At 47.9% G+C, this 20,118-nt stretch carries 17 protein-coding genes; 9 read left to right on the forward strand and 8 right to left on the reverse strand.

Annotated features, from left to right (window positions below):
* Positions 1–135: 135 nt before the first annotated feature.
* Complete coding sequence (locus ACKTSF_RS00825; protein ID WP_407885719.1) at positions 136–837, reverse strand: SDR family NAD(P)-dependent oxidoreductase; 702 nt, start codon at positions 835–837, stop codon at positions 136–138.
* Positions 838–1,010: 173 nt separating this feature from the next.
* Here ACKTSF_RS00825 and ACKTSF_RS00830 point away from each other — a divergent pair, with 173 nt between their 5' ends.
* The gene (locus ACKTSF_RS00830; RefSeq protein ID WP_407885721.1) at positions 1,011–1,889 is read left to right on the forward strand and encodes an NAD(P)H-binding protein; all 879 of its coding nucleotides are present in this window, start codon (positions 1,011–1,013) and stop codon (positions 1,887–1,889) included.
* Between the two features lie 3 nt (positions 1,890–1,892).
* Positions 1,893–2,330: an Rrf2 family transcriptional regulator gene (locus ACKTSF_RS00835; RefSeq protein ID WP_407885723.1), complete on the forward strand. Its 438-nt coding sequence runs from the start codon at positions 1,893–1,895 to the stop codon at positions 2,328–2,330.
* A gap of 134 nt (positions 2,331–2,464) precedes the next feature.
* On the opposite strand, the gene ACKTSF_RS00840 is transcribed toward ACKTSF_RS00835, so the two are convergent.
* The 4 genes from ACKTSF_RS00840 to ACKTSF_RS00855 form a co-directional block, all read right to left on the reverse strand.
* A complete protein-coding gene (locus tag ACKTSF_RS00840; protein ID WP_407885725.1) occupies positions 2,465–4,780 on the reverse strand; it encodes a CDP-glycerol glycerophosphotransferase family protein in 2,316 nt (771 codons plus the stop codon).
* 9 nt (positions 4,781–4,789) lie between these two features.
* Positions 4,790–5,722: a hypothetical protein gene (locus tag ACKTSF_RS00845; protein WP_407885726.1), complete on the reverse strand. Its 933-nt coding sequence runs from the start codon at positions 5,720–5,722 to the stop codon at positions 4,790–4,792.
* A gap of 324 nt (positions 5,723–6,046) precedes the next feature.
* A complete protein-coding gene (locus tag ACKTSF_RS00850) occupies positions 6,047–6,607 on the reverse strand; it encodes a hypothetical protein (RefSeq protein WP_407885727.1) in 561 nt (186 codons plus the stop codon).
* Between the two features lie 530 nt (positions 6,608–7,137).
* On the reverse strand, positions 7,138–7,500 hold the full coding sequence (locus ACKTSF_RS00855; protein WP_407885728.1) for a winged helix-turn-helix transcriptional regulator: 363 nt from the start codon (positions 7,498–7,500) through the stop codon (positions 7,138–7,140).
* A 123-nt stretch (positions 7,501–7,623) separates the two neighbouring features.
* On the opposite strand from ACKTSF_RS00855, the gene ACKTSF_RS00860 reads away from it, so the two are divergent.
* From ACKTSF_RS00860 to ACKTSF_RS00870, 3 genes are all read left to right on the forward strand, one after another.
* Positions 7,624–8,829: an MFS transporter gene (locus ACKTSF_RS00860; protein WP_407885730.1), complete on the forward strand. Its 1,206-nt coding sequence runs from the start codon at positions 7,624–7,626 to the stop codon at positions 8,827–8,829.
* 174 nt (positions 8,830–9,003) lie between these two features.
* The gene (locus ACKTSF_RS00865) at positions 9,004–11,154 is read left to right on the forward strand and encodes a lectin-like domain-containing protein (RefSeq protein ID WP_407885731.1); all 2,151 of its coding nucleotides are present in this window, start codon (positions 9,004–9,006) and stop codon (positions 11,152–11,154) included.
* Positions 11,155–11,413: 259 nt separating this feature from the next.
* Positions 11,414–13,579 (forward strand): WxL domain-containing protein, encoded by a 2,166-nt coding sequence (locus ACKTSF_RS00870; protein ID WP_407885733.1) that lies wholly within the window; start codon positions 11,414–11,416, stop codon positions 13,577–13,579.
* Positions 13,580–13,601: 22 nt separating this feature from the next.
* Here ACKTSF_RS00870 and ACKTSF_RS00875 read toward each other — a convergent pair whose 3' ends face one another.
* From ACKTSF_RS00875 to ACKTSF_RS00885, 3 genes are all read right to left on the reverse strand, one after another.
* Positions 13,602–14,261, reverse strand: a complete 660-nt coding sequence (locus ACKTSF_RS00875; RefSeq protein WP_407885735.1) for a TetR/AcrR family transcriptional regulator — start codon at positions 14,259–14,261, stop codon at positions 13,602–13,604.
* A 351-nt stretch (positions 14,262–14,612) separates the two neighbouring features.
* A complete protein-coding gene (locus ACKTSF_RS00880; RefSeq protein ID WP_407885736.1) occupies positions 14,613–14,885 on the reverse strand; it encodes a hypothetical protein in 273 nt (90 codons plus the stop codon).
* A 228-nt stretch (positions 14,886–15,113) separates the two neighbouring features.
* Positions 15,114–16,064: an aldo/keto reductase gene (locus ACKTSF_RS00885; RefSeq protein WP_407885738.1), complete on the reverse strand. Its 951-nt coding sequence runs from the start codon at positions 16,062–16,064 to the stop codon at positions 15,114–15,116.
* Between the two features lie 300 nt (positions 16,065–16,364).
* Here ACKTSF_RS00885 and ACKTSF_RS00890 point away from each other — a divergent pair, with 300 nt between their 5' ends.
* The 4 genes from ACKTSF_RS00890 to ACKTSF_RS00905 all read left to right on the forward strand — a co-directional run bounded on the left by ACKTSF_RS00890 (position 16,365) and on the right by ACKTSF_RS00905 (position 20,005).
* The gene (locus ACKTSF_RS00890) at positions 16,365–17,123 is read left to right on the forward strand and encodes an ABC transporter ATP-binding protein (protein WP_407885740.1); all 759 of its coding nucleotides are present in this window, start codon (positions 16,365–16,367) and stop codon (positions 17,121–17,123) included.
* Between the two features lie 14 nt (positions 17,124–17,137).
* Positions 17,138–18,958, forward strand: a complete 1,821-nt coding sequence (locus ACKTSF_RS00895) for an FtsX-like permease family protein (protein WP_407885742.1) — start codon at positions 17,138–17,140, stop codon at positions 18,956–18,958.
* A 38-nt stretch (positions 18,959–18,996) separates the two neighbouring features.
* The gene (locus ACKTSF_RS00900; protein WP_407885744.1) at positions 18,997–19,377 is read left to right on the forward strand and encodes a GntR family transcriptional regulator; all 381 of its coding nucleotides are present in this window, start codon (positions 18,997–18,999) and stop codon (positions 19,375–19,377) included.
* A 223-nt stretch (positions 19,378–19,600) separates the two neighbouring features.
* Positions 19,601–20,005, forward strand: coding sequence for an iron-sulfur cluster biosynthesis family protein (locus tag ACKTSF_RS00905; RefSeq protein WP_407885746.1), 405 nt, complete (start codon positions 19,601–19,603; stop codon positions 20,003–20,005).
* Positions 20,006–20,118 lie beyond the last annotated feature (113 nt).

Below are 20,118 nucleotides of genomic sequence, written 5' to 3' on the forward strand. Positions count from 1 at the left end.
TCGTCTGAACCTTAAAACATGCTAGGACTTGAGAAAAACTTAACCAGTTCATTTCTAGAAAAACGAGAAAAAATAGGCCGCCTCGCATCAGTAATATCTGCTGACGCGAGGCGGTCTTTACATTAGATTTGAAAATCAGAACTTAACTGGCACAATGACACCATTGACGTAGCTAGCGGCGTCAGAACACAGAAATAGTGCTGTCTGGGCAATCTTGTTACCGCTAGGCATGGTGGGAACGGTGATGCCCAGTGGAGATTCGGTATCCTTGTTGCCGGGGGCGATGGCGTTGGTCCGAATACCAGCATTTTGGTACATGAATGCCGTATTCTTTGTCAGGCCAACCACGGCATGTTTGGAAGCGGCATAGGCCGCACTGGCCCGGTCGCTAGTATCACCTTCGACTGCGGCAATGTTAAGAATAACCCCGGCGTCTTGGGTCGTGAACCGTTTGAGGGCTTCACGCGTGGCCAACATCACACTGGTCGTATTAACCGTCATGACTCTGTCCCACAGCTCGTTGGTCAGCGTATCGGCGGGTGCTAACTTGTCGAGCATTCCGGCGTTATTAACCAGAATATCCAGACGCCCAAATTGATCCACAGCGCGTTGAACCATGGCAGTGACATCAGCGTCTTTGGTGACGTCGGTCACCGCGGCGATGGCTGTTCCACCAGCGGCATTGATACCGTCAACCACGGCTTTTAGCGCTTCGGTGTTACTGTCGGCAGCCACGACCTGAGCGCCTTGCTTGGCAAATAATTCGGCAATGGCTTGGCCTTTACCAGAACCGGCACCAGTGACAATTGCAACTTTATTAGCTAATTGTTGAACCACATTACTCACTCCTCATCGAAACTATTTTTAGATTAATGTATCTTAACTTTATTATAGTCGTTTGCAACGAGTAAGCGGTGCAATTTATCAAAATTCAAGATCGTTTACGTTGACGGAAATCGAATCAGATATTATCTTAAAAGTAACAACAAATTAAAAGGGAGTCCTGCATGATGAAATATGTCGTTACTGGTGCCGCTGGTCACCTAGGCACCCAAATTGTTAAGGCTTTAGCCCATTTGGTCGCACCACAACAGATAACGCTCGGTGTTCATACGCCGGCGAAAGCCACCGCTTTTTCGGCACGGGGGATGGTGGTCCTGCCACTGGATTATCGCGATGCCGATACAGTGGCAACCGTCCTAGATGCGGCTGATGTGGCAATCTATGTGCCTAGCAAGAGTCACGATAGTTTTAGTCGGGTCACGGAATTTGAAAACGTCATCGCCGCTGCCGAAAAGGCACAGGTGGGGCATTTGATCGTGATGGGCTTCATTGCTGACCAGGTGGACAATCCGTTTGATCTCTCCGCTTTCTATGGCTACGTGCCGCGCCGACTGGCTGGCATGGATCTGAGCTACACCATTCTGCGAAATGCGCTGTATGCTGATCCGTTGGTTCCCTATTTGCCAGAGTTGATCGAACGCCATAACGTCATTTATCCAATGGGAGATGCGTCTCTGAGTTTCATCAGTCTCGCCGATAGTGCGGCGGCCTTTGCCAAGGTCGCTGTGACACCAGCGCTATGGCGGCAGCCAATCTACACGCTGACCCAGGAGCGTTCATACACGATGCCAGCACTTGCAAAAGTTCTCAGCACGGTTTCTGGTGAGCAGATTGGTTACGCACCGGTCACACTCAGCGAGTTTGCGACGCTGTATAACCAAGGCAATGAGGGCCATATGTTGGCTTCCATGTACGATGCTGGCAGTCGCGGCTTGCTGGCGACAGTGGCCGATGACTACCGTAAAATTATGGGCCACCCCGCGGAGAGTCTACCGGGCTTTTTAACAGGTGCTTTAGCGGCAACTCAGTTGACAAAGGGAGTGTAAAACATGCGGTATTCCCATAAACTTAGTGATGCCGTGCATATTCTGGCGTATATTGAAATTTACCATGATAATGATTTATCTAGTACGGCCATCGCACTGAGCGTTGAATCCAATCCGGGACTGGTTCGGCGCTTGATGTCGGCGCTACGAACAGCTGGGTTGCTTGCGACACAGCGGGGGACGGCCACACCAGAATTGACGCGTGATCCGGCGGAAATCTCACTGTTGGCCATTTATCGGGCGGTCGAAACGGATGACAACCTATTACACATCGATGATCAGACTAATCTACACTGTATTGTGGGTGGCAACATCCAGGAGACATTGCGGGTGGCCTACGCTAAGGTGCAGGCTGCGGCTGAATCCCAGATGGCTACCATTACGCTGGCCAGTCTGATTGCTGATATTTGGCAGCGAGAGCGGCAGAAAGAACAATCTTAATGCGTTTGACAGCCTCGGATAGCGACGACTATCGTATCTAAAGGGACAGCTATTTCTGATTATAGATTGAATGGATAGCAAAAACGTCCATGTTGGTAAATTACCGGCATGGGCGTTTTGACGTTAACGGAAGTTTAGTTTAAGTCGTCTTGATCGAAGAAGGCGTCAACCACACGTTGCGTGGCGTGGCCATCTTCCCAAGCATTGAACCGTTGACTGAAGGTCTTGTAGGCCGTCGCATAGTCACGGGTAACCTGCGGCAAGTTGTGCAGCGCCGCTAAGACATCATCATTGGTCTTTAAAAGAGGACCAGGTAAATCTTTTTCCATGTTCAGGTAGAAGCCGCGCAGGACGCTACCATACTTCTCGTAATCGTAAACGAAATAGAGAATTGGGCGTTTCAAGATGGCGTAATCGAAGAACACACTGGAGTAATCGGTGATCAGGACATCCGAGATTAAGTAGAGTTCCGCGATGTCGTCGTAGCTAGATTCGTTGTACACGAAGTCACCAAAACCAGTTGTATCTAAGTGTTCCGTGATAAAGTAGTGGGTCCGTAAGACCAACACGTACTCATCGCCAAGTTCACGACGCAGGCGATTGATGTCGAGCTTCAAAGTAAACTTGTAATCACCAACACCGTAGTAATCATCGTCACGCCAAGTTGGTGCGTAGAGGATGATCTTCTTACCTTGCGGAATACCTAGCTGTTCCTTGATCTGACGTGCCCGGGCATCACGGTCCGGGGCACTCAGGATATCATTTCGCGGATAGCCGGACTTCAGCATCTTTTCGACGGGATACATGAAGGCGTGTTCGAACACATCCACTGAAAATTGATTGGCCGTGACCAGGTAGTCCCATTGACGAGACTGCTGGAAGAAAATTTGCTTGTAGAGCGGGTTGGCGCTGGCTACGTTATCCATATCGAAAACTAAATGTTTCAGTGGTGTCCCGTGCCAAGTCGCAAGAAACTTGGTTCCTGGCCGCTTGACGAACCACTTCGGTTGGCGCATGTTGATGACCTGAAACTTAGCTGTGGCTAAATAATACATATACCGCCAGCCAAATCGTTTTACCACAACTGTGTTAGGCCGCTTATCTGGCATTCCGGTTACGCCGGGATTGGAAATCCAGACGTGCTTGAACTGACCGGGGTAGTTGGTCTGCAGGTAGTTGTAGATAGCCTTAGGGCTATCTGAGAAGTTTCGCCCCAGGAAGGATTCGTAGAGAATCGTCTTGGGCTTGATTGGGAGCTTGGTGAACCACCACATGTAGGAAAGACGAGTGATACCGCGTCCACGATGCTTGATTACCCGGCCAAGCTGCCGTAGATGCACGATTCGGTTGATGGCACGGTGTGGGTAGACTGGCTGTTGCCGAATTCGATTGAGAATATGGCGACTCAACATGGAGATTTCGCCAAGGGCTTCCTCATCGACTAACTGTAAAAAGTTGTGAAGCTGCACAATCAGTTGCGGAACGTCAGTGATACTCGGTTCATCGGCCGTGGCGCCAGTAGCTAAGGCCATATAGAGGAATCGGTGAATCCGGTTCAGACAGTAGCGACTAAAGGCCAGATGGAGGTCTGCGTCGTTAATGTCAGCTATGCTAGTATGCCAGGCAGCAATTCGTTGTTGCCAACGGTCAGGTACCTCGAGCTGGTGAACGGAAGGTTGGTTGATTGGGTCATTGTGTTTTACCCGAATGTAGGTTGGATCGGCCAAGCGAAGGTAGCTAGTGGTTCGTGCCATGACCTGCGTCAAGAAAGTATAGTCCGGATAAAGCACGTTGGTCGTATCGAATGTCAACTGGTTGTCTTGAACCAAGTGACGGTTGATGACTTTTCCTGTAATTTTCAGTTGCCGGTTGAACTGGTCCCACCGATCATCCCCGGTACAGCGAACATACTTGTGTTGCAGCCAATTGATAGCCGTTGGTGCTACTTGTAGATCGGTTGAGAGTTGGCTAAGCATAGCCTCGCTCAAATTAACAGCGCGGTTTTTGAGTTGCCGCCGCTTAGGGCCGCCCCATTTTGGAAGACTGTCCGCAATGGGCGTCTGGTCTTGACTAGCCACGAAGGACGTGTGGGGCTCATAAGTAGGGTACTGGTACAGATCTGCCAGCGTGTCAGTGGCAAGTGGGTGGATAGCCGCAATCTCAGCCAAGGCATTGGCCGTCAGGTAGTCATCGCTATCGACGAAAACCAACCAGTCGCCGGTTGCAGCGGCTAGGGCGGCATTGCGAGCGGCACCGAGAGTCGTACCCGCAAAGCTGACTTGGTGCACGGCAAAAGGCAACTGCCAGTCAGGTGCGGTTAAGTCGAGTGGGGCATTCAGGGCAATCACCCATTCAAAATTATGCGTAGACTGATTAATTAAATTGTGCCGAAGTTCTAGTAATTGAGATAACTCTGCGGGTTGGCAGGGCGTGATTATGCTGAATTTCATGGGGCCCTCCTAGTAGAACAACTGATGTGCCAAACGAGGCGACACCAGTTGCAAGAGTCCAAGGCGAGACCAACGATGGGTAGACCCATCGATTAGTTGTTTGATGCGAATCAGTAAGGTCGTGTGCGCCTGCTTAGAGAGTTGCTTACGGCCAGCCAACGTCAACAAAGAATTGAGTTGAACCTGCATGTAGTCTGCATAAGCAGGCTGCCACATCACATCCAGTTGGGTAGGGTCAATCCGTGTCAACTCATTGAGCCAAGCAGTGGGCGTGGCCTCCACCCACATCGCGCGTTGAATCGTTGGTACATGGAGGCGCACGATATCAGTACCTTGGCGTAAGACGGCGAAGGCCTGTGCAGCAGAAACGAGGGGCAGCGTTGATGTTAACCGTTCAGTTGGCAATAGAACGCCGGTTGGCCGGATACGTTGCGTTAGTTGCCGAACGTTTTGCAGATTTGTCTGGACACTGTAACTTTGAAGGCTCCAGAGCGTGAGCAGGCGTTCATCCGAATCGTCAATTGTGGTCGTGGCGAGTTGCCGGTAGGTCTGTTGTAGACTGGATTCTTGATGGTCGGCAACATATGCCATGATTTGAGTGTCTAGGTCTTCCGACAAGTCAAAAGCCGACAGACTGATTGGACTGCCAGAATGGTTGGCAATGACTTGTGCCCACTGGTGAAAGGCGCCAGGAAGAACGTGGTCGGTTTCTCTTAAATTAATGAGATAGTTGTGTGGTGCTAATGCAGATTGTGATTGATTGACCGTCAGATCCCAGGCATAAGCTTGGTGTTGTTGCTCGGGTGTGAGTGTCTGATCCGTAGGTAATTGCAGATTAAAAGACGCATCCGCAAAGTGTTGACTGGTCAACTCCCCGACGAGTGTGCTTAAGCACGCCCAGTCAAGCTGGCTTTGCGGCACGATATTAACGAATACGTGCATGGTATTTCCCTTCTCCGATGAGGTAGCTAATTATAGAAACGTGACAGAGCTATAACGTACCTATTATACAGAGTTTATCCGATCAACGCACTAACTAATTTAAAAGTTTGGAAGGGCGAACAGAATCGTCTATTAAGGGAGGAATCTATCTTGTGTCCAAAAATGGAGGACGAGAGAGGGGATGAGCACGAAAGTTACCATTTCATAGCACAATCATTTTGGACAGTTAAATATGGTCAAATGGGGGATTCCTTTGAAGGTGGAAACTTTTCCTAATGGACTTGTGTGCCTATTGGTAACTCGTAAACGAACGTTTCAGAATTATTACCCGACTGAAAAGCCAGCGCCGTGACCCCCATAATTGGTGAACTTACCATTGTGTTCATGGATACCCCAGAGGATGTAGGTCCGATTGCCAACTTGTTTAACCTTTTCCTTCATGAATGAAACGTAGCTGCCATTAATATAGGAGCTATAGACAATGTTTGACGATTGATTCTGACGCTTAACTTTTTTTAACTTGGTTGCATATCTTTTATGTAGTTGATTGATCTTGCGGGTCAGTGCCTTGGCTTGTTTTGTGGAATAAACGGTTCCCTTTTCTTGGGCAACAGTCTTCTTCAAGCGGTTAAGAATCTTGATCTTATGTTGGAGAACATCTTTCCAAGCGAGGGATAGTCCCTTGGCGTTTAAGGTTACCGCCTTAAGTGTTTTCTGATTCTTCTTAATGAAGACTTTTCTTTCAGTGCGAAGTTCTTGTTTACTGGGTGTTTTGGAGGCGAAGACAGTGGTCGTTGGTAAAATCAATGTGGCGGCTAAAACGATGACTGTCAAAAATAAGCCAAATATCTGTCGGCGACCATTATTAGCTGTTAGATGTTTCATAGGATTCTCCTCTCACTTGGCTGGACGGAAAGACAGACATGGTGTTACCGAGGTCAAGAACCATTTTCAACTCACCTTTACCAGAATTATAATATATGCGAACATAATAAAGATGTTAATAACCGGCTGGATAAGGCCAGTTGTTAATGAATTTCCTTGGTTAAGAGTGTTGGATTAATTAAACCATAGCATTCGTTGAAGTTCCTGACAAGCATTATCTCCGCGCGAAAATTTGTAGAGGTGTCGTGATGGCAGGTGGTCTAATTGGACTTGATAGACCGGCTATGAGAAATTTGATGGCAATAGAAATTGGTCTGACACCACATATAATTATCTTTATTCTTGGCCAGTGGTGCTTACCGGATCTAGCGCGATGTTTCTGAACGGATTGTCCTTGAAGGTTGAACATATAGAAATACTGACGAAAATCGAACTCATAAGTGTTGAAGGTGCGACATTGGCTAAAAATAGCCGATACTCTCTGAATGTAATCAAAGAGTATCAGCTATTGGATTACTGGTGATCAAGGACTAGACGTCATCGCGACTCAACAGCGTGATGGTTTCTCCATCGGATTGCCGCCGGTCGATATTGTCTTCACCCCAGACACAGAGCTCGTGAAGAATGCCGGACAGTGATTGGCCGTAATCGGTCAGACTGTAGTCGACTCGTGGTGGCACTTGCTGATACACATGGCGGGATACGATGTTGGCGGCTTCCAATTCTCGGAGTTGTTGGGTCAACATCTTCTGAGAAATCTGTGGAATGGCGCGGGCTAGCTCACCGGTGCGCATGGTTTGGTGACGTAAGTGACAGAGAATAATAGATTTCCATTTACCGCCGATAATTTCCATCGTGGCCTCGACGCCAATATGATAAGTTTTTGTGGGCATAAAATAGCCTCCTGACTGATGGTTACTTTTTAGTGGGTAGGGCACTTTAAAGTGGGTTCTTGTTCTTGAGTTCTTAACCAGTATAATCAATATCTATTGAGTTAGCAATTCAAGGAGGTTATTATGACAAAAAAAATTTCACCAACATTTACATTACTCGCACTGGCCGTCAGTGCCTTTGCAATCGGGTCAACTGAATTCATTAGTGTGGGGTTGATTCCCCTTTTAATTCAAAATTTCCACGTGAGCATGGCTCAGGCCGGTTTGACGGTCTCAGTTTATGCGTTGGGAATTATGGTTGGTGCACCGGTTATGACGTTATTAACTGGACAGATCAATCGGCATACATTAATGGTTATCATCATGTTGCTCTTCATCTCAGGGAACTTAGTTGCTGCGTTTGCACCAACCTTCGTGATTCTCTTGGCAGGGCGGGTCATTGCCGCTCTGGCTCACGGTATCTTTATGACGGTGGCGTCCGTCATTGCTGCTGACGTGGTGGCGCCCTCTAAGCGTGCTTCTGCAATTGCCGTAATGTTTACAGGACTCACTGTGGCGACAGTCACTGGGGTACCGCTGGGAACGATGATTGGTCAATTAGGTGGCTGGCGTTGGTCGTTTATCTTCATCAGTGTGATTGGCGTTCTCGGTCTGATTGCTGACTACATCTTAGTCCCTCGGAATCTACCCTTGCCTAGCAAGGCAACTGCCCGTGGAATTCTTCGTGTTTTGGGGAATCCGCAACTGTTATTGGCGTTACTGGTGACAGCACTAGGTTATGGGGGGACCTTCGTCGCCTACACTTATCTGTCACCATTATTAGAACAGCAGATGGGATGGTCTAGTAGTGCCGTAGTCGTTATTCTGGTCGTGTACGGTTTGATGGTTGCATTCGGTAATACTTTGGGAGGACGGTGGGCTAATGCCAAGCCGTTGACGGCTCTGTTGAAAATGTTTACCGGATTATTTGCAACTTTATTGCTCTTGACAGTCACGGCAAACAGCCAGTGGCTAGGTTTACTGACAGTTCTAGCGATGGGGTTCTTTGCATTCATGAACGTGCCCGGTCTTCAGTTATACATTGTACAGTTGGCGGAAAAGCATACACCGGCTGACATTACAATGGCTTCAGCGTTGAATATTGCGGCTTTTAATGTGGGTATTGCTCTGGGTTCAGGCATTGGGGGTCAGGTGACGAGTCGCTTTGGCTTAGGCTGGACGCCGTTGTTTGGTGCACTGATGGTGGGCTTTAGTATCGTTTTAACCCTTGGGTTGATCCGTTTGGCACGGCCATCTAAAGTACTGATCAATAAATTTAATCATAATTAGCATCAGTGACACGGCAGGGAGGTAAAACTCTCTGTCGTTTTATTTTACGCGAAACGTAAACGCTAACATAATGATTGAAATACCTAAATGTTTATATTAGGAGGTTTCTATGCCATTGACACGACCACTCCGGTATAATTTAGCCTTAACGACTACAGCTTAGGGGGGAGTACGGTGAAAAATTTTTTATTCTTATTTTTATTGATAGGAATGGTCGTGAACATCTGGCACAACCGGGAGGCGCAAGCAATGACCGAAAATGCCGATTTGGCGCATGCAATTGCCACTGCACCGGCGGGAATGCCGTTGGATCAGGCCTTCACGACAAACATTCCGGGGTCGTCGACGAAGCTGTTAGATTCGACAACCGTACCGAAATCCATTGCGCAAATTACGCCGGACGAACCCAATCAAGTAGGTGCTATTTGGTCACGGAAGGGATCTGGAAGCCAGAAAAATCAGTTCGACCTGACTAGGAAAATGGATATGGGCTTTTGGCTATACTTCGGCGATCGCGGGGAGGCTGCTGGTGAAGGCATGGCATTTGTCGTACAAAATTCAGCGCAAGGTGATCAGGCGTTGGCAGCTAGTGGTCAGTCTCTTGGTGTCTGGGGCCACGTGACCAGTAATCAGAAGGGGTTGTCACAACAGATTGCACAAACGGCCATTCAAAATAGCTGGGCACTAGAGTTTGACACACACGTGAATGCCGATATTCATAATCTCACGGGTTATTTCGATAACGCGCAGGCCACGAACAAGACACCTCATATTGCTTACGCGTCACCGGCAGATCCAGCGTATTATTTGTGGACCTCAGAGTTAGTGAACGGCACGTGGGCTTACAATTATGGGATGCGGCACTACCATGCTAATGCATTGCATCATGGCGCAGATGGGTCCTGGCACCAATTGACGATGAGTTGGGATCCAGACTCGAGCCGATTGACCTATTATTACGATGATCGAGATCCAGCAACGAATGCCGAAAGGGAAATGTTTGATTCAGATATATTCCGGGTGGCACCCAAGGATGTGACGAATGGGGCGAGCGAACAAACGAAGGTTTACTGGGGAATTACGGGATCGACTGGGCCTGATAATCGCGCGAATAATCTCGTTATGATTGATCACGCTTCCTCATTGGGAAAGGTCGATGCCACCGCACATCTCGATAATGAGACGACGGCGCAATCAGTCGTCTCAGGGCGTACGGTGTCTGCGGGCGATCAGCTGACTTATCGTTATGAATTTGATTACCAGCCCTCCGATGATGAGCAGGAGTTGAAGCCGTTAACGATGACGATGCCGGTACCAGAAGGTTTGGATTTTACCAATGGTCAGATAAGCTATAGTGATCAGACCACAGAAAAAATCTCCAAGCCGAAGGGAAAACAAATACGGGTGACCTGGTCGAAGGGACTGGCAAAGCAACGGCACCATGCGACCGTTAAAGTGACGGGGAAAGCCTTGCCCGCTAAACAACCGACGACACGGCCAGCTGCGTCTGCCAATTTCTATGGCGGCAATTATCAAACGACGTTAACCGCGCCGGACTACCAGATTGCAGGTGGTCTATACCTAAGGTTGGCCAACCTGGGAGAGGATGTCTACGTGCTCAAACACCATGAGACAGCCACGATAAAAGTACGGCTACAAAACGGAGAGTTGCCACTCTCAGAGGACATAATTAGTCAGTATCCTCTGCAAATCAGTCTAAATGGGAAGTCCCACGCAATGACAGATTTTTCTGGTAGCCAAGTTGTAGGTGATATTCCGGGAACCTATCAGCTCCAGATTCCGGCTAAAATGTTGAAGGAGGGGGATAATCATCTCCAACTACGGGCAGTGGGTAACCAAATATCGTCAAATGCGTTGACGATTTCACTGGTTCGGTCGCCAGGGACTTTAAGTTTTGAATACGTTCCGCCAAAGGCTTCGTTTGAACCGAAAATTCTAACGGGGCGGCGTGTATTATTGAAACGACAAGATAATTGGCACCTCGCTGTTCGTGATGAGCGAGGCCCTGAGAAAAAATGGCGATTGCAGGTTAAAATGATTGGTAATTTTGCAACGACGACCGGCAGAAAGCTGAATGGGTATCCGTTGTTGTTGACCGCTCATGGCCAGCAGCCGTTGGGAAATAATGCTGTAACAGTCACTGAAAAGTCTAGTCAAGCCGACAGTGAAGTTGTCTGGATCGACCGTGCCTGGACCGCTAACACGGGAATTCTGTTGTCAGTCGCTGCTGATGCCTTGAATGGCGATTATACCGGGAACTTGCAGTGGTCTCTAGAAGATGTGCCGAATCTAAATGAGGGTTAGGTTCTGTTGAAGAAAAGAAACTGTGCCACTCCAGAATCAGTATGGAAATGAAAATAGTCAGTTTTAACCGGCAACCCTTCGAAAAATGGGCCCCTCAAGATACGAGGAAAGCCCACTAACTCAGCACTTATAGTTGTGCACAACTATGTTTTGCACAATTCTTTGCAAAAACAGCTTAATTTTACAGTCAAACGGCGCATTCTGCTGTATACTCCCTAAGCGAGTGTTAATTCGAAAGAAATTACGGGAGGAAATACACATGCGCCAATTACTGATTATTATTATAACATGCCTGGGGATTGGCTTGCTGACTGAACGTCAGGCCCAGGCTGCTGGAGTTGCATTAGATGAAGATATGCAAGCGGCTATTAAGACTGCCCCCAATGGGATGACGTTATCGTCGTTGTTTGATGCGAATGACGTGGATTATTCCGCGACGCAGTTGGTGGATGGGGAGCTGACTAAAGCGTCAATCGCGCAGATTACCAATGACAATATCGAGCCACGAGCTGAACAGGTTGGGGCACTCTGGTCGCAGCAGCTAGGTAAAACAGGGGCCAAAGTCAATTTAACACATGATACGAGCTGGTCATTTTGGCTCTACTTTGGAAATAAACAGGCTAATCAAAGTTCTGGAATGGCTTTCGTTCTGCAAAATGATGAGGAGGCCACCCATGCCATTGCACACTCTGGAAAGGGCCAATCGCTTGGCGTTTGGGCGGGCGATACGAATTCGCGACTCACACCGGCGAATTTAGCTTCTGGGGCGATTCAGAATAGTTGGGCATTGGAATTTGATACAACGGTGAACAAAACTCCCAGTCCCGGAGCGGGTGAGTACTATGACGCGGAGGGGGTGCCCAGTCAGGGACCACACATTGCGAGCGGGTATCCCAGTGATGCCTCCATGTATAAACAGTATGGACAACGCAATAAGTATTACTATGCTTTAAGACATCAACAGCCTAAATTGATGGCTAATCCGGCTGATGGGCAGTGGCGACACGTGACGATTAACTGGCAGGTCGAGACCAGTCAGCTAACTTATGCTTTCAACGATCAGAATGCCAAAACTCGCGAGCCAGTGACACCAGAGGTTCAAGACACGATAAAGATTGACCGTAAGAAGTTGTCGAGTGACAAGAAGACATTGGCTAACGAAGTGACATGGGGAATTACGGGATCTACCGGTAAACGGAATAGTGCCAACCAATTGGTTGTCCTTGATAAAACGCCCCGACAGATACACTTTTCAACATCGGCAGATACGAACATAATGAAAAATCTGGCGGTCGTACGACGTATTAAAGAGGGAGATGTGGTCAACTCTGGCGAGACACTACGCTACACGATGCGAGCAACCGCCGATCAACCAACGCCAGCGGGGACTCTGACGACGGCAATGGCCCAGTTGCCAGCATTATCGGCAGTCAAACGAATACGGGGGTACTTTACGAACGACGGTGGCCACGCCTTGTATACCCTAACCGATAAAGAATTGCTGACGGAACAGGTTGATGCGCAGATGACGAACCAGGCATTTTCCATGGCTAACCCGTCGATGGTTTTTTGGTTAAAAACGGAGATGCAGCCGGTAGATCATGATGTTTATGTACCACCACGGAGGGTCGTGTTTTCCGGTGTGGATCATTACGTTGAACTGAAATCAGCAGGTTACAAGGTGCGGCGAAAGCTTAATCTAAAGTTGGAGAATTTAGGCGAGGATTCGGTGAATGTGGAGAAGGGGGCAGACGTGACGGTTAATGCACGTCTTTCTAATAACGGAAATGATATTAGTCCAGATACAATGGCAGATAGTCGTGTTCGCGTGGAAGTTGGTGCACTGACCTTTACCATGAATCAACTCAAGGGAACTTGGCAGGGAACATCGGGTAAGTTTCAGTTCAAGGTTCCCAACCGGTTGTTGAAGGCAGGGAAAAATAACATTATCGTTCGAGCGACCAACCAAAACGAGACGGCCGAGCCTTTAAAGATTACAGTTAACCAGCGCTCTGGAGATTTGACGTTTGATCAAATGCCATGTAATTGTAATTTTAAGGGTGAATTGAATGGAAAACATCAGACAATTACCAGGGATAAGGGGTGGCAGCTTCAGGTCCGTGACGGTCGTGGTGCTGGAAACTCTTGGAAACTGCAACTGAATGTTAGCAAAAAGTTTATCAGTAAAGATGGTCAAGAACTGAGTGGGAATCTGATTTATCGCAAAAAAAATAGTCATTACAAACAGGAAATAGGTGATAAGCCGACGGTGATTGAGGAACAGACAACCAAGACTGATGACGAACGGGTAGACGTGGCTGGAAAGTGGCAGGCAAACGAAGGTGTTTTAGTCGAAGTCGATGGGGATACCGTTGCCGGTGACTACAGTGGTGAGCTGCTGTGGCAACTGACGGATGCTCCATAAAAAACAAGCCTAGACGTGGTGTCTAGGCTTGTTCTGGTTGTAAGACTTTTTCCAATTCGGCGACTAAATACTTGGCTTCGGCTTCATCATTCCAATCTCGTGCCGGGAAGAGAACGTAACGATCCAGAATATAACCAACAACGATTGAAGCAATGTAACGAAAGATCATGTTAAACGGCCAGTCAATAATTAAATTGTGTTTTTGGAGTTTGGTAACCGTTCCTTCAAAGGATCCGATGAATTGATCACGCGCAACCTCGATAAATTCTTGGCGGAGATCCTCGTTATAGAGAAGTTCACTGAAGAATACTTTGATAGCATCCTGATTGGCTTCGGCAAATTCCATACGATTTTGAACGAAAATTTTTAAAAAATCATGGAGGTTGGTGAAGGGTCTACTCAGGGTATCCTTCTTTAATTCGGCAGCAACATCGGGAATGATTTGAAAGATAACGGGTTCCAAGGCGACCCGTAAGATGTTGGCCTTAGACTTGAAATGTTTAAACATAGTACCCTCAGATTGATGAGCGGCAACGGCGATTTGGTGGGTACTTGTGTTGGCGTATCCTTGTTTCGCAAACAGTTGGATGCTAGCGATCAGCACGTCCTTTTGTTTCTGTGTGAGATCCTTCGTTGCCTGAATCGTCGCAGGAAACTGATCCAAAATTTTATTGTTAGACATGGTATGACCACCTTTTATGGTTTTAAATGGTTAATCACAGATTTTACGGAGCGCTATAGTTACTTAGCTTTTACTGAAATAGTTGCCTGCCACTGCCAAGGACTCTGGCATGTGGGGGAAACATGTTTAACCCGAGTTTACCTACAGTCCAAATGGCCGGCATTGCTGATAGGATGACGATTCAATTTACTATCGCTAGATCTGTTCTCACTAAGTTTACCAGCTTGGCAGGAAAATGCCACTAATTGCCAAATGGCTTCTGATAAGGAAGATGGCTGGATTCGGTCATCGGTTGGCCATAAAAAACGAGGATGCTCGCAGTCATCCCCGTTTTTTAAGTAATGTGTCTATTTAAGATTGATGTGCCTGAGCAGTTGTTTTTCTGTAAGCAAAGTAGAATTGCGTAATTGCCAAGATGACGTTAACCCAGTTAACCGCAGTGAACCAACCTGTCAGACCAGCGACGCCAGCAGCACCGTAGAATACCCAGAAGCCGGCAATAATAGCAACCACGTTGATCCAGCCAAACCACTTCATTAATTCCCGGTTTGTCGTTGCCGTGCAAGTCCAAATACCGTTGATAACTAACCAAATAGCAAGAATCCAAAATGTTGTGGTAAACATGATAAAATCCCCTTTCTAGTTATCGAGCGAGTAATCACTCGCCCTCGATTACAACTACAGTTTAACACCGTTTTAGAAAAGTACAACCCCTTTATAAAAAAAATTATAGACAATTTGGACCCGCTTTATCCAACGACTGATAGCCCTGCATTTTGCCGACTTACAGGCAAATAAAAAACGTTCAGAAAGTAATCTGAGCGTTTCATGACGCGTTAATTGTTGTTACTTTTAAGGTAAGTCGTTTCCGGCAGCCAGGTAAATGTCATACCATTCCTGTTTGGTTAAGTTAACGTCGGCACCGGCCGCACTGTCCTTGATATGGGTGGGGTTCATCGTCCCTAGCAACACTTGAATGTTGGCCGGGTGACGAAGAATCCAGGCCACGGCGATCCCGTTCTTGGAAACGCCATATTTGTCGGCCAGCTTCTGCAGAACCTTATTTAAGTCGGCGTACTTCGGATCGTTGATAAACATGCCAGCAAACAGGCCATACTGGAATGGGGACCACGCTTGAATCGTGATGTGATTTCGACGTGCAAATTCAATCATGCCAAAGTCGTTGTGCGTTGGGACATCACCCATATTGACGTGAAGCCCTTCTGTAATCATACCAGCATGAGCTGCGCTAAATTGAAGTTGGTTGAACATCAGCTTTTGGTCAACGGCATCTTGAACCATCAGGTATTGTTGCACGTTGAAATTAGAAACACCAAAATGGCGAACTTTACCCTCACGTTGCAGGGTATTGAAGGCGTCAGCGATTTCTTCCGGTTCCATCAATGGATCTGGCCGATGAAGTAGAAAGGCATCCAAGTAATCGATTCCCATCCGGGAAAGAATCCCATCAACGGCGTCAATCAGATGCTGTTTACCGTAATCGTAGCGTTGGCCAAAGACCAAGTCGTCGTGGCTCCGGTTAGGGTCGAGCACGATGCCCCCCTTGGATTGGATGTAGAAATCATTCCGTGAAAGACCGGACGCTTTGAGGGCTTCACCGAAGACCTCTTCAGACTTGCCGTTGACGTAAATATCAGCAGAATCGATGTAGTTAATGCCGGCCTCGTGTGCTGCCTGAAGGGATGTCATGGCATCATCTTTACTCAGGACACCCATCCGCATAATCCCTAAAGCGACGGCGGAAGCTTGCCAGTTACTGCCACCTAATTGCAGTTGTTTCATCAGAAAAACTCCTTTGTTTTCAGATTTGAGACTTACGGCCTTAATTGTACAACGAAACTCGGGAAAGGTCGCGTGCGAAGTTTCGTCTGCTAGGAATGGCGGGCTCATGCTGACGGTCAACCGTCGTTCTCTTTTAGGGGTGACCGCATAGTTCTAGTTTGTGAATAAACTGAGTAATCGTGGAGAAAAACGGGTGACAGAGATCGGCTATCAAAAATAAAGATTGACAATTCCAGCTCAACCGTTATAGTTAATTACACAAGTAACTAACCAATAGACTAAAGAGTGGGGGATTTTACAATGACAACAAATACTGTGGTTAATGTCCACAATCTAGAAAAGACTTACGGCAAGGCTAACGAACGCCAATACAAGGCACTCAAGGGCCTCGACTTTACGGTTGAATCCGGCGAATTTGTCGGTATCATGGGGGCCTCTGGTTCGGGGAAAACGACGCTGTTGAACATGCTTTCAACGCTTGATGTCCCAACCAAGGGGGATGTTGTGGTCAACGGTCATGACGTCACGAAGATGCGGGGCAATCAACTTGCTGATTTTCGGGCACAAGAAGTCGGGTTTATTTTCCAAGACTTTAACTTGTTAGAAAGTCTGACGACTGAAGAGAATATCGGCTTACCCCTTGCTTTGAAGGGGACGCCATCCAGAGTGATGGATCAGGCTATTCATGAGGTTGCCACGACCTTGTCGATTGCCGACCTCTTACAAAAGTACCCAGCCGAACTATCTGGTGGTCAAAAGCAACGAGTCGCTGCCGCACGGGCCATCGTGCATCACCCTTCAATTCTAATGGGAGATGAACCAACCGGGGCACTAGATTCTACGAGCGCTCGTGAGCTACTCGATCTGTTGACGACGATTAATCAGAAACAGCATATGTCCGTGCTGTTGGTGACCCATGATCCGTTTTCCGCCAGCTTTTGCCAACGCATCCTGTTCATCAAAGACGGCCAAATTGGTTCCGAGATCAAGCGTGGCGAACAAGACCGGAGTGCCTTTTACCAGCAGATCTTAAATGAGCTGGGGACGTTTAACGAGTAAGGGGGAAGTCAATAATGTTAGGAAAATTAGCACTGGCCGGAATCAAGAACCGGCGGCGAGACTACCTCGTCTTACTGGCGGGACTGACCATGTCGGCCGCCATCTTCTACATGTTTGCCAATTTGGCGACCAATCAGGCTTTCCTGAAAGCCAATGCGGTGGTCAAACAAGCCAGCTTGATCTTTGGTTTCGGGGCAGTCCTGTTGATTCTGATTACCATTGTCTATATTATGTATGCCAATAGTTTTCTATTGAGTATGCGTCAACACGACTATGGCTTGTTCATGATGCTCGGCGCGACTCGGAAGCGAATCGGGGAATTGGTCTTCCTGGAAACACTGATTCTGGGGGCTATCGCGACCGCTATTGGGATTGGACTGGGATTGCTGATGAGCCAGTTCTTAGTGGGCCTTCTGTTGGATATGCTGGGCTTGCACCTTGCCCATCTGTCCGCATTTTATCTGCCGGCCATCATGGCGACGGCGGTGCTCTACGTGGGCCTCTTTATCTTGGCGTCGTTATTTAACATGGTCCGATTGACCCGGACGACCGTGTTGAAACTGCTTCACACGGATGAGCAGGCTAACCAACCCAAGAGCCACCCATTTCGGCAGATGGTCGCCGCTGTTTTAGGCGTTGTCTTCCTGGGCATCGGCTACTGGGCGTTGGCCGCCATTAAGACGTTACAGATGACGGCGATTCCAGTCGCCCTGATCACCATTACGATTGGCACCTACCTGCTCTTCCGTGCGACCCTGTTGGTGATTATCCAGGGGCTGCGCCGAACCAAGTGGGCCAAGCGGCATTTAAACGGTTTCCTCTTGGGCCAACTGAACTTCCGGGTCTACAATTACACGCGGATGCTAACGATCGTATCACTACTATTCGCCATGGCACTGGGCGCCATCACTGTGGGGTCCGGCTATCACCGGCAGCTGCCACTGATGGCCAATTCCATCGGGACCTATACTGTCGCTATTCACGATAAGAATGACCAGGAACAAGCTTTAATTGACCAGTTAAACGTCAAGCATCAAGCAACATATACCCAGAAACGGCAGGGAAAGATTGTCTTCTATAACGCTGCCGAACTTCAGCAACAGCCATTCGAACTCAGTGAGAGTGCCCAACTGGCAAAGAGTCTGAAGCACCCGAAGTTCTATACGGAGTCCCTTGCCAAATTCAAGAAGAGTGGCAGCCAGGATTTTGATTTTCAAAGCCTAGCCGTTCGCAAGGATATGGGCTTCTATACGCCAAAGATTCTCAGTGCCGCACAGTTTGCCAAGCAAAAGGGAACCACAATGACTGTGACGACAGTGCGGGTCAAGGATCTTGTGCAGGATCAAAAAATTCTGAAGCGATTGAACCGCATGGAAGTGAAACGCTTTGCCCTCCCTGAACAGATGACGGTCGGAAATTATCAGAGTTATGAGATGATGAGCGGTATCTTTGGGGGCCTGGAATTCATGGGATACTTCTTAGGAATCGCTTTCCTGGCAATGTTAGCCTCCTGCTTGATGTTCAAGATTCTCTCGGGGGCACCTGGCGACAAGCAACGTTACCGGATGCTCTATAAGGTTGGGGTGCGTCAGAGCTTGATGCGTCACGGGATCGCGAAAGAAATTGGGATTTTATTCCTGATTCCTGGTATTATGGGAGTAATCGATGTTCTGTTTGGCCTGCAAATGTTCAAGCCAATCATGTCTAGTCCGATGAGTCCGTACTTGGGTATCGGCAGTATCTTTGCCATCTTCATCGGGTTGTACGCAATTTACTATGCGATTACCTTGACCCTCTACTGGCGGATCGTGTTGCCAAAGACGCCAACGGACTAGTCGACAGAACGAGTTCACAAAGAATGTGGGAAATGACAATGAAATTTAATTTCGATAGTCCGGAACCAATTTATCTGCAGGTGGCCGAGCAGGTTGAAGAAGCCATCTTCACCGGAATCTATCGGGCGGGCGAACAGGTCCCGTCCACGACAGAAATGTCCAAAGAATTTCATATTAATCCGGCAACGGTGCTCAAGGGGATCAATCGGCTAGTTGCCGCGGGAATTATCGAAAAGCGCCGTGGGGTGGGGATGTTCGTCACAACCACGGCTGAGACGACGATTCGTGAGAAACGGCGCGCGGAGTTTTATGACCGTTATGTCAGCCGCTTCATTAGCGAGGCCAAGAAGCTCAATCTGTCAGAGGCCGAGCTGATTGCGCTGATTAAACGTGGATATGAGAATGAGTCGACCGACTAGTCCATTTTGTTGAAAGAATTAGATGAGGAGTCTGGGGTCAAACCCCCAGGCTTTTTTGGTATTTGCCAACCAATAGTGCGACACAGGGCAGCTGATGGTGCTTAGAATTGAAGGGGCAGAGGGTCACGCTGAGTCGAGTTGATTTACAAATTAACCTAATGACTGTATAGTTAATTGTGCACAACTGATTAGATGATGACTGGCAAGAAAGAGGGAAATAATCATGGAAATCACGATTAAAGATGCAGCGAAGGCGTACCTAGCTGAGAACGTTCAACCGGGCAGTACGTTGTTACTGACCACGGATGACGGTTCCAACCGGTACTCAACGGTGGGTGGCACCTGTGCCATTGGTGATAAATTCCAATTTGTCGCCCTGACTGATGATGATCCTGAGTACCCAATCACACTGGAGAACAACGCAGACTGGATATTGAAGACGAACGCCGATACTGAATTGTATTTGAGCAATGGGCTGATCTTAGATCGGGTCTTCAACCAGCTTTCCTTGCGGGATGACAGTGGTATCTTGGACAGTGCCGTTGGGTTAATCACCTACACGACTGAAGAAAAATCAAAATTAGATTTAAAGAAGGAAATGCAAACGCTGGGTACGCGTATCTGCTAAGCATTTTTTTGGGGGGGGCGACTAGTCGATGAGACTGGTGGCCCTTTTTTGACGAAATTTGACTGAGAACCAAACTGATTGTTATCCAAAGACGAGAATGCTGAGGGTCCAGA

It is taken from the genome of Levilactobacillus muriae, from assembly GCF_045862015.1.
Taxonomy (GTDB): domain Bacteria; phylum Bacillota; class Bacilli; order Lactobacillales; family Lactobacillaceae; genus Levilactobacillus; species Levilactobacillus muriae.